The sequence below is a fragment of the Nocardioides endophyticus genome (assembly GCF_039543845.1).
GTDB classification, from domain to species: domain Bacteria; phylum Actinomycetota; class Actinomycetes; order Propionibacteriales; family Nocardioidaceae; genus Nocardioides; species Nocardioides endophyticus.
The window spans coordinates 146,012-155,949 of record NZ_BAABKN010000006.1; the positions used below are offsets into that span (position 1 = coordinate 146,012).

Annotated in this window: 11 protein-coding genes; 9 read left to right on the forward strand and 2 right to left on the reverse strand. The window is 69.1% G+C overall.

All coding sequences use genetic code 11. The annotated features are described in order from the left end of the window. The first annotated feature begins 128 nt into the window (after window positions 1-128). From uvrB to ABEA33_RS05405, 8 genes are all read left to right on the forward strand, one after another. On the forward strand, window positions 129-2,270 hold the full coding sequence (gene uvrB, locus ABEA33_RS05370) for an excinuclease ABC subunit UvrB (protein ID WP_345525605.1): 2,142 nt from the start codon (window positions 129-131) through the stop codon (window positions 2,268-2,270). Further along, window positions 2,267-2,704 carry a VOC family protein gene (locus ABEA33_RS05375; protein WP_345525606.1) on the forward strand — a complete coding sequence of 146 codons (438 nt, stop codon included), beginning with the start codon at window positions 2,267-2,269 and terminating at the stop codon, window positions 2,702-2,704. Before uvrB ends, ABEA33_RS05375 begins: the two co-directional genes overlap by 4 nt. Window positions 2,705-2,771: 67 nt before the next feature. Further along, window positions 2,772-3,566, forward strand: coding sequence for a hypothetical protein (locus ABEA33_RS05380; RefSeq protein WP_345525607.1), 795 nt, complete (start codon window positions 2,772-2,774; stop codon window positions 3,564-3,566). 34 nt (window positions 3,567-3,600) lie between these two features. Then, window positions 3,601-3,993, forward strand: coding sequence for a DivIVA domain-containing protein (locus tag ABEA33_RS05385; RefSeq protein ID WP_345525608.1), 393 nt, complete (start codon window positions 3,601-3,603; stop codon window positions 3,991-3,993). 563 nt (window positions 3,994-4,556) lie between these two features. Further along, window positions 4,557-5,852, forward strand: coding sequence for an MFS transporter (locus ABEA33_RS05390; RefSeq protein ID WP_345525609.1), 1,296 nt, complete (start codon window positions 4,557-4,559; stop codon window positions 5,850-5,852). A 178-nt stretch (window positions 5,853-6,030) separates the two neighbouring features. Then, window positions 6,031-6,843, forward strand: a complete 813-nt coding sequence (locus ABEA33_RS05395) for a hypothetical protein (RefSeq protein WP_345525611.1) — start codon at window positions 6,031-6,033, stop codon at window positions 6,841-6,843. A 305-nt stretch (window positions 6,844-7,148) separates the two neighbouring features. Beyond that, window positions 7,149-7,697, forward strand: coding sequence for a hemerythrin domain-containing protein (locus tag ABEA33_RS05400; protein ID WP_345525613.1), 549 nt, complete (start codon window positions 7,149-7,151; stop codon window positions 7,695-7,697). Window positions 7,698-7,700: 3 nt separating this feature from the next. After that, a complete protein-coding gene (locus tag ABEA33_RS05405; RefSeq protein WP_345525615.1) occupies window positions 7,701-8,078 on the forward strand; it encodes an MmcQ/YjbR family DNA-binding protein in 378 nt (125 codons plus the stop codon). On the opposite strand, the gene ABEA33_RS05410 is transcribed toward ABEA33_RS05405, so the two are convergent. Together ABEA33_RS05410 and ABEA33_RS05415 are read right to left on the reverse strand one after the other, a co-directional pair. Beyond that, entirely contained in the window at window positions 8,075-8,749 is a 675-nt protein-coding gene (locus ABEA33_RS05410; RefSeq protein ID WP_345525617.1) for an ion channel, read from the reverse strand. The genes ABEA33_RS05405 and ABEA33_RS05410 overlap by 4 nt on opposite strands. Then, window positions 8,746-9,300 carry a DUF1707 SHOCT-like domain-containing protein gene (locus ABEA33_RS05415; protein ID WP_345525619.1) on the reverse strand — a complete coding sequence of 185 codons (555 nt, stop codon included), beginning with the start codon at window positions 9,298-9,300 and terminating at the stop codon, window positions 8,746-8,748. The genes ABEA33_RS05410 and ABEA33_RS05415 overlap by 4 nt, the downstream gene beginning before the upstream one ends. Window positions 9,301-9,553: 253 nt before the next feature. On the opposite strand from ABEA33_RS05415, the gene ABEA33_RS05420 reads away from it, so the two are divergent. Beyond that, window positions 9,554-9,883, forward strand: a complete 330-nt coding sequence (locus tag ABEA33_RS05420) for a GIY-YIG nuclease family protein (protein ID WP_345525621.1) — start codon at window positions 9,554-9,556, stop codon at window positions 9,881-9,883. Window positions 9,884-9,938: the final 55 nt, after the last annotated feature.

Consider the following 9,938-nt stretch of genomic DNA (forward strand, 5'->3'; position numbering starts at 1 on the left):
GGACACCGGCAACATCGGCCATCTGGCCAGGAGCTCCCGCAAGAAGGGCTATGCCTGCTGCGCGTCGTCTCGCGACGGTAGCCCCTTCTCGTGGGACCTCTGTCGGATGGCCCGTCTAGGCTCGTGGCATGCGACCAGTGACCGATCTCGAGCGCCGGGTGGCGCCCTTCAAGGTCGTCTCCGACTACCAGCCGTCTGGGGACCAGCCGGCCGCGATCGAGGAGATCACCAAGCGGATCAACGGCGGCGTCCAGGACGTCGTGCTGCTCGGCGCCACCGGCACCGGCAAGACCGCGACCGTGGCGTGGGTGGCGGAGCAGGTCCAGCGGCCGATGCTGGTGCTCCAGCCCAACAAGACGCTGGCCGCGCAGTTCGCCAACGAGCTGCGCCAGCTCTTCCCGGACAACGCGATCGAGTACTTCGTCTCCTACTACGACTACTACCAGCCCGAGGCCTACGTCCCGCAGACGGACACCTACATCGAGAAGGACTCCTCGATCAACGAGGAGGTGGAGCGGCTGCGGCACTCGGCGACCAACAGCCTGCTCACCCGGCGCGACGTGATCGTGGTCAGCACCGTCTCCTGCATCTACGGCCTGGGCACGCCGCAGGAGTACGTCGACCGGATGCTGCGGCTGCGCGTGGGCGAGGAGCGCGACCGGGACTCGATCCTGCGGCAGCTCGTCGAGATCCAGTACACCCGCAACGACATGTCGTTCACCCGCGGCACCTTCCGGGTCCGCGGCGACACCCTCGAGATCTTCCCGGTCTACGAGGAGCACGCGGTCCGCATCGAGTTCTTCGGCGACGAGATCGAGCGGCTGATGACGCTGCACGCCGTGACGGGCGAGGTGATCACCGAGGACAAGGAGCTCTACGTCTTCCCGGCGACCCACTACGTCGCCGGACCGGAGCGCATGGAGCGTGCGATCAACGGCATCGAGCTCGAGCTGGAGGACCAGCTCGCGGCCTTCGAGCGGCAGGGCAAGCTGCTCGAGGCTCAGCGGCTGCGGATGCGCACGACGTACGACGTCGAGATGATGCGCCAGGTCGGCTCCTGCTCGGGCATCGAGAACTACTCGATGCACATGGACGGCCGCACCCGCGGCTCGGCGCCCAACTGCCTGCTCGACTACTTCCCCGAGGACTACGTGGTCGTGGTGGACGAGTCGCACGTCGCCGTACCCCAGATCGGTGGCATGTACGAGGGCGACATGTCCCGCAAGCGCAACCTCGTCGACCACGGCTTCCGGCTGCCGAGCGCCATGGACAACCGGCCGCTGCGGTGGGAGGAGTTCCTGGAGCGGATCGGCCAGACGATCTACCTGTCCGCGACGCCGGGCAACTACGAGCTCGACAAGGTGACGGCCGACGGCGGTCGGCCCGACGTCGTCGAGCAGATCATCCGGCCGACCGGCCTGATCGACCCCGAGGTCGTCATCAAGCCGACCAAGGGCCAGATCGACGACCTGATCCACGAGATCAACGCCCGGGTCGAGAAGGACGAGCGGGTCCTGGTCACCACACTGACCAAGAAGATGTCCGAGGACCTCACCGACTACCTGCTCGACGCCGGCATCCGCACCCGTTACCTCCACTCGGAGGTCGACACGCTGCGGCGCATCGAGCTGCTCCGCGAGCTGCGGATGGGGGAGTACGACGTGCTCGTCGGCATCAACCTGCTCCGTGAGGGCCTCGACCTCCCCGAGGTGTCGCTGGTCGCGATCCTCGACGCCGACAAGGAGGGCTTCCTGCGCTCCGACAAGTCGCTGATCCAGACGATCGGTCGCGCGGCGCGCAACGTGTCCGGCCAGGTGCACATGTACGCCGACAAGATCACGCCGTCGATGGAGAAGGCGATCGACGAGACCAACCGCCGCCGCGCCAAGCAGGTCGCCTACAACAAGGCCGCCGGGGTCGACCCGCAGCCGCTGCGCAAGAAGATCGCGGACATCACCGAGATGCTCGCGCGCGAGGACGAGAACACCCAGGCACTGCTGGAGACCTGGGCCGGCACGGCCGCGAAGGGCCGCGCCGGTGGGGTCAAGGCCCGCCAGCCCGTGCCCGGTCTGTCCAAGGCGGCCGCCGGCCAGCATGGCGCCGACATCGCCGGGATGCCGAGCTCCGATCTCGCCCAGCTCATCCAGGAGCTCACCGACCAGATGAAGAACGCCGCCGCCGAGCTCCAGTTCGAGGTCGCTGCTCGGATGCGCGACGAGATCTCCGACTTGAAAAAGGAGCTCAGACAGATGATGGAGGCTACGAAATGACGGACATCCGGGAAGTCCAGGTCACCTTCGACTGCGCCGATCCGCGGGCGCTGTCACTGTTCTGGAACGCCACCCTCGGCTACGAGTTCCCACCCCCGCCACCGGGCTTCGACTCCTGGGACGGCTTCTCGGAGACGCTGCCGGAGGAGAAGCGCAACATGGCCTCGGCGTCCGAAGACCCCGCCGGCGCCGGCCCGCGGATCTTCTTCCAGCGCGTCCCCGAGGGCAAGACCGTCAAGAACCGGGTCCACCTCGACGTCCGGGCCGCGCCCGGTCTCGCCGGCGACGAGCGGATGGCGGCGCTGGAGGCGGAGTGCGAGCGCCTGGTCGCCCTTGGCGCGACCCGGGTCGAGCGGCACGAGCCGAGCCCGCCGATGGGCGGTGGCCACATCGTGATGCAGGACCCGGAGGGCAACGAGTTCTGCCTCGACTGAGGCCGATGTAACGCTCCCGCCCAGTTCGTCGCTCTACTGGTGACAGCTCGTACTTGGGAGGGTTCTGATGAAGAGGTTCGGCACTCGCGCTGTGGGCGCGATCGCGGCGGTCCTACTGGTGACGGGGGTCTCGGCCGTGCCGGCCGCAGCTGCGGCCCGGTATTCCGCAGCCGCGCGAGTGGCGCAGGTCACCCTGAAGGCCAACGCCGTGCGAGTCGATGCGGGTAAGCCGCTGGTGCTGACGGGCAAGGTGCGCAACCGCCCGGCGGGCACGAAGATCATGCTCGAGAAGTTCCGTGACGGCTGGGGCTGGAGCAAGGAGCGCACGCTCAAGGTGGGCAAGGGCGGCGCCGTCCGCTATGTCGACCACCCGAAGCAGGCGGGCGCGCGCCAGTACCGGCTCGTCGTGCCGAAGGCAGGAGCCCGCCCCCGGGCGACCAGCAACGCCGTGCCGGTGACGGTCTGGCGCTGGATCAACCTGAGCGACCTCAACTACAGCCAGCGTCGTGCGACGTTCCAGGCTCAGATCGACAGCTTCCTGGACGGGGTCAGGTACGAGGACGTCATCCTCGCCGATCCCGTCGTCGACAGCGGCTACATGGCGTGGGACATCCGCGGCGAGTGCTCGCGGGTCCGCGCGTCCTTGGCCGCCACCGATCGCGGGACCCTGCAGTTCGCCCACGTCCGGCTGAGCGCGGACGGGGTGGTTCTCGCCGAGGGCGAGGTCGAGGACAGCAGCGGCCGCGATATCGGCGTCGCCGCCGACCTGCTCGGCAAGCAGAGCCTCCGGTTCGAGTGGGAGAAGCAGGACAGCGACGCTACGGCGGCGATGTACGAAGCCACGGTCTACTGCGCGTTCTGACCCGAGCTGCTGCGCGGCTCTATAGTTTGTCGCCGTGTCCACCGATCGAGAGCTCCTCATCCAGGAGATCAGCCACGTCCAGTTCACGCCCGTGCGGTTGCGCGAGGGCTACGACATGGGCGAGGTCGACGCGCTCCTCGAGCGGTTGCTGAGCGCGCTGCGGGCGGCAGAAGCGGTGGACGAGCTCGTCCGCACCGCCCGGTTCACACCCGTCCGGATGCGCGAGGGCTACGACATGGGCGAGGTCGACCAGTTCCTGGACCGGGTCGTGTCCGCCGCCGCTACGGCCGATCACACACCACCGAGGTACGAGGATGCATCCCCGCAGCCGACCGTCCCGCCGTCCGCCGGCACGGTGCCCGCGGCCCCGGCAACCAGCGTCGTCCAGGAGCAGCGCGGGCTGCTGGCACGGCTGTTCAAGCGCTGATCCCACCCAGGACCACGGCGGCCGTCTGCTCGACCCGGTCGTCGGTGTGCCCGTCGGGTCCGCGGAGGCCTCGGCCATCAGCCCGGGCACGGCGACCCGGGCCGGCGGAGTCGTGAGCAGCTCGGCGGTCGTCCGCACCAGCTCTCGGACGTCCTGGTCGAGCACCCCGGTGCGGCGCGTCTCTCGGGCCACGTGGTCGCGGAAAGCCGCCTCGTGCACCAGGTCCGCCAGGGTCGGTAGACAGCCGGTCGCGACGTCCCTGCCCGCTCTGCGATCGCGGCGACGGTCGACCGAGCCCGACGCCGCGATCGAGGTCTACACCGAGGCCACGTCGAGGTCGAGCTGGAGTCGCTGATGCCGCTGGCGATCCACGTCGGTGGCGGGTACGGCGGTGACTCGGACTGGGCCGGGCCGTCTGGCGCGAGACGGGCCAGAACCCCGAGGAGGGCTGGGGTCACTACGAGTACGGCGTCATCGGCGTGCACCACCCGACCGGGTTCAGGGACCGGTTCGTCAACGCCCCGCGAGCCGGGTGGAAGACCGCCGCGCCTAGACTCGCGGGAGTGACATCCGCGCCCACCACCATCACGGCTCGCGCCTGGTCGGTGTGGCTGGTCGGGCTCCTCGTCTACCTCGTCGCGGTCTTCCACCGCTCGTCGCTCGCGGTCGCCGGGCTCGCCGCGACCGAGCGGTTCGACATCTCGGCCTCCCAGCTGGCGACGTTCACGATGCTGCAGCTGCTCGTGTACGCCGGCATGCAGATCCCGGTCGGCCTGATGGTCGACCGGTTCGGCTCGCGGAGCGTGCTGCTCTGCGGCGTCACTCTCCTGACCGTCGCCCAGGCCGGCTTCGCGATCGCGGAGAGCTATCCCGCGGCGCTGGTGGCCAGGTTCTTCGTCGGCATGGGCGACGCGATGACCTTTATCTGCGTCCTCCGCCTGGTCGCGAGCTGGTTCCCCTCGCGCCGGATCCCGTTGGTCACTCAGCTCACCGGCACCCTCGGCCAGCTGGGCGCCGTGCTGGCCGCCGTACCGATGACCTGGGCGCTCGGGCACCTCGGCTGGACCAAGGCCTACCTGATCGCCGCATCCATCGGCCTGGTCCTCGCCGTCATGACGCTGCTGGTGCTCCACGACTCACCGACCCACCGCAACCTGCGTGGGCCGTCGCTCTCCTTCGCCGCCGTACGCCGCAGCCTGGCGATGTCATGGGCCCACCCCGGCACGCGGCTCGGCTTCTGGATGCACTTCTCGACCCAGTTCAGCGCCACGACGCTGAGCCTGCTGTGGGGCTACCCGTTCTTCGTGAAGGGTGAGCACCAGACGCCGGCGACGGCCGGCGTACTGCTCACCGTGATGGTGCTCGCCGTGATGGCGGCCGGTCCGACCCTGGGCTGGCTGGTGGGAGCCCACCCCTGGCACCGGTCCACGATGGTGCTCGCCATCGTGTCCGCGATCGTGGTGGTGTGGACGGTGGTCCTCTCCTGGCCCGGTCACGCCCCGACCTGGCTGCTCTTCGTGCTCGTCGTCGTGGTGGGCATCGGGGGACCGGCGGCGATGATCGGGTTCGACGTCGGGCGCACGTCCAACCCCCACGAGCGGTTCGCGAGCGCCAGCGGGATCATCAACCAGGGCGGCTTCGCGGCCAGCCTGGTGCTGGTGATCTCGATCGGCCTGGTGCTCGACTGGCGTACGCCGGGCGGCGGCTCGGACTACACCCCGTCGGCGTTCCGCTGGGCGATGAGCACGCAGTACCTCATCTGGGCGCTCGGCCTCGTGCAGGTCTACCGCTACCGGATCCGCACCCGCCGCGTGGTCGACCGCGACGAGCTCGAGGGGATCACCCCTCCGATCACCTGAGCCCGATGTAACGCGTTGGGGCCGTCGCGCGCTCTGTGAGGTGAGGCAGGAGCCACGGTGGCTCCCGACGAGTCTCGGACGGACAGCGGCCGGAAATACGGCGATGTCCGATCCCGCGGCTTACCGTGGGTGAGGGTTGCCCGATCAGGTGCCTCGAGATGAAACGGAGACTCAGACCATGAACCTCGCCAGCAAGCTCGGCGTCGCCGCCCTCGCGGCGGCACTCACCGCCGGCCTGACCGTCCCCGCGGCCACCGCGGGCAACGCCCCCGTGGAGCGCAAGGCGGCGTACAAGCCGACGCTGAAGGCGAGCGCGAAGAGCGTCGAGGCCGGCAAGAAGCTCGTGCTGTCCGGCAAGGTCAAGCCCGCGACCAAGGGCGCCACCGTGATCGTGCAGCGCAAGCTCGCCGGCAAGCCGTGGGTCAAGACCGGCAAGACCGCGGTCAAGAAGTCCGGCGCCTTCACGTTCACCGACAAGCCGAACGTCCCCGGTGTGCGGCAGTACCGCGTCGTCGTGCCGAAGGTCGGCAAGGTCAAGGCCGGCAAGAGCAAGCCGGTCAAGGTCACTGTGCTGACCTGGCGGGCCCTTTCGACCTTGCCTTTCCGCCAGCAGGAGTCCACCAGAATCCTGACCAACGCCAGCATTGCGGGCACGTCGTACTCCGGTTCGATCGGGCCCATCCCAGGCGCCGCCGAGGGCACTGCGGACTGGAACATCCCGACGACGTGCACGTCCCTCCGGGTCCGGCTCGGCAACGGTGACCAGACCGACGTGGGCGCGCAGGCCAACATCACGCTGGACGGTGGCCCCGGCCAGTTCGTGCACACGGGCTCCTACGGCCTGGGCAAGTCCGAGCTCAAGACGTTCGACGTCAGCAACGTCCTGCGGCTGACGTTCACCTGGACGTCGACCGTCGGCGCGAGCCCGGTACCCGCCGCCGGTGCGCAGCCGCTCCTGGCCCAGCCCGAGCTGCTCTGCTCCACCCCCTGACGCGTCTGGTCCCCGGCCTGGCGGCGCAGCAGCGCCGCCAGGCTGATCAGGGCACCGATCGTGCTGCCGATCAGCGCCTGCCCGATCCGGAACGACCACGGTGGCAGCGCCAGCACCGTGGGCGACGTGAGCGCGTGCGCCATGGCGCCGAGCAGCGATGCGAAGAGCACGGCCGACGGGAAAGCGGGAGCGAGAAGCTCACGGCGAGGATGACGGCCGCGGCGGTCACCAGGCCGGTGGCCTGCAACGGCGGGCGCTCTCGCCTGTCATCTCGCCACCCTATGACTCGACACTAGGGTGTTCGCATGACCGCCATTGACCTCGGCAGACCGGTCCAGGGAGACGTCGTCGAGCTGATCCTCGATGACCACCGACGCTTCGAAACCCTGCTGCGCGACCTGCGCAACAGCAGCTCCGACCGCGACGCCGTACGCCGCGCCTTCGCCGCCCTCCATGTCGCGCACGCCGAGGCGGAGGAGAAGTACGTCTATCCCAAGCTGCGCAAGAAGCACGCCGTCGGGGCGCACGAGGCCGAGCACGGCGAGGAGGAGCACGCCGAGGGCCACCAGGCTCTGCTCGCCGTCCTCGAGCTCAAGGGCACCGACACCCAGGCGTTCGATGACGCGGTCGAGGAGCTCGCGAAGGTGGTCAACCACCATCTGACCGAGGAGGAGCTCACCATCCTCAACCCTGCCCGGGAGGACGTCGGACCGCAGGTCCGCGCCGAGCTGGGTGAGCAGTTCGCCACCGAGCGCAACGCCCAGATCGACGCCGACTGCGGCACCCTCACCAACGTCCGCAAGATCGTCGCCGCCGCCCGCACGGAGGGCCTGCTCGACGACGACGAGGACTGAGCGGTGGACGTGGGGGAGCTCCAGGCGTACTGCCTGGCCAAGCCGGGCGCCTGGGCGGACTTCCCTTGGGAGCACGAGCACCCCGTGATCAAGGTCGGTCCCGAGGGTGCCGGCAAGATCTTCGCCTTCCTCAGCGCCACTGGCGTCGGAGTGAAGGGCGGCGCCACTCGCGAGGTCGCCGACGAGTGGCTCCAGCGCTTCCCGGGCGACGCCAGCGTGATGCGCTACATCGGCCGGTCGGGCTGGAACGACCTGTCCTTCGAGGGTGCCATCCCCGACGAAGAGCTGCTCGACGCCGTCGACGACTCCTACCGGCTGATCGTCGCCAAGCTGCCGAAGAAGCACCGCCCCGAGGGGTGGGACACCCAGGGAGTCGCCTAGTCCTCTGGCTGGCGCTTGACCACCGCGAGGCTGACGAGACGGGCTACGACGAGCGCGACGTAGAAGACCCCGGCGACCATCTCGACCATCGCCAGCGACCGGGCGTGCGCCTGCACCGGGAGGACGTCGGACAGGCCGACGCTCGTGAGCGTCGTGAACGACAGGAAGAGCAGCTCGAACCAGCTCCGGTCGCCAGTGCCGTCGGCGCCGATGAACGAGTCGGGCCAGAGCACCTGGCACGCGGCGTACAGGTAGGCGAATCCCCACGCGACGACGGTGAATGCCGCTCCGGTCGCGAACAGCTCGTCACGGGTCACCCGGTCGTCGTGGAAGAGATAGCGGAGCATCGCGTACGAGATGTAGAAGTAGAACGGCGCGTGGAACACCGCGGACAGCAGCACGATCGAGTCGGCGTGCGGCTGGATCGCCTCGAGGATGGTGAGGACCATCGCCGGCGCACCGAAGAGGACCGCCACCCAGGTCAGCGCAGGGCTCGGGCGTACGGCGGCGAGCGCAGCCAGCACGATGCCCAGCTGGACGACCCCGATCACGGCGCGACCCGATGCCGTCTGGGCGAAGAACGGGTAGGCGAGGACAGCGATCAGCTGCGCGCACAGCAGGATCGCGGACGGATGGGCGAGGGCGGTGTCGACGTGCTGCCGCGTCCTCACTCGGCGGCCTTGTCGTTGGGAGACCAGGGCTGTCCGAGCTCCTTGGCGCGCTTCTTCTCGAGCCTGCGAATCTCGCTGTCGATGATGTCCTGCCGTGACGCGGCGGTGCGGATCAGGTTCATCAGGCTGAAGGCGATGACGAACGCTGGCCAGAAGAAGTACGGGTCGAAGCCGTCTTTGCCCCATGCCGTCGCGAACCAGATCAGCGAGGTGATCAGGCTGGCCCCGAGGAACGAGAATGCGGCCTCGCGGCGCTTGCGCTCCCAGTGGCGGCGGGCGAGCAGCTCCATGTCGCTCCGGCGCGTGGGCACGGCACCGTGTGACGTCGCAGCGACCAGGTCACCCACGATCGGCACCAGCTCACCCAGGGTCCGCGACCCGGTCGCCTGCTCGGTGCGCTCGTCGAACTCCTCGCGGTCGAGCCGCCCGTCGGCGTACGCCTCCGTCAGCGTCTGCTGGACGACCCCGCGGTCGAGGTCCGACGCCCGCATGGACCGGTACTGCTCGTCGCGCGGGTCGTGACTGAACGACGACCAGAACTCTTTGTCCACGGGGTCATGGTAGGAGCCATCTGGCGCCGGGGGGTCTCGAGGCTCAGGCCTGACGGCCTTCGCACCTCAACCACCGTCACGGTGGTTGAGGTGCGAAGGCGCGCTGGCGCCGAGCCTCGAAACCACCTCTGCCGTCGGGCGGTCACGGTGGTTGAGGTGTGAGGCGCGCCAGCGCCGAGCCTCGAAACCACCGTTGTCCACAGGCGCGTCGTACGCCGTTGCTGCCTCCGCTTTCCGGTCGGACCCTGGAGCCATGCCTTACACCTACATCGTCCGCTGCGCTGACGACACCTACTACGTCGGCAGCACCTGGGACGTCGAGGCGCGGGTCTGGCAGCACAACAGCCCCGACCTGGGTGCGGCGTACACCCGCCATCGCCAGCCCGTCGCTCTCGTCTGGTGCTGCTGGTACGACTCGATCGAGCAGGCCTTTGCGTTCGAGAAGCGGGTCCAGGGCTGGAGCCGGAAGAAGCGCGAGGCCCTGATCCGTGGGGAGTACGACGACCTGCCGGACCTGTCGCGACGACTGGCCGTGCAGCGGCGGAGTGCCGAGCGGGATGGTGGTTTCGAGGCTCAGGCCTAGTGACCCGGATTTGAGATCCGCTGCATAAGTCGTCCGAGGCTGCTGAGGATCTGTT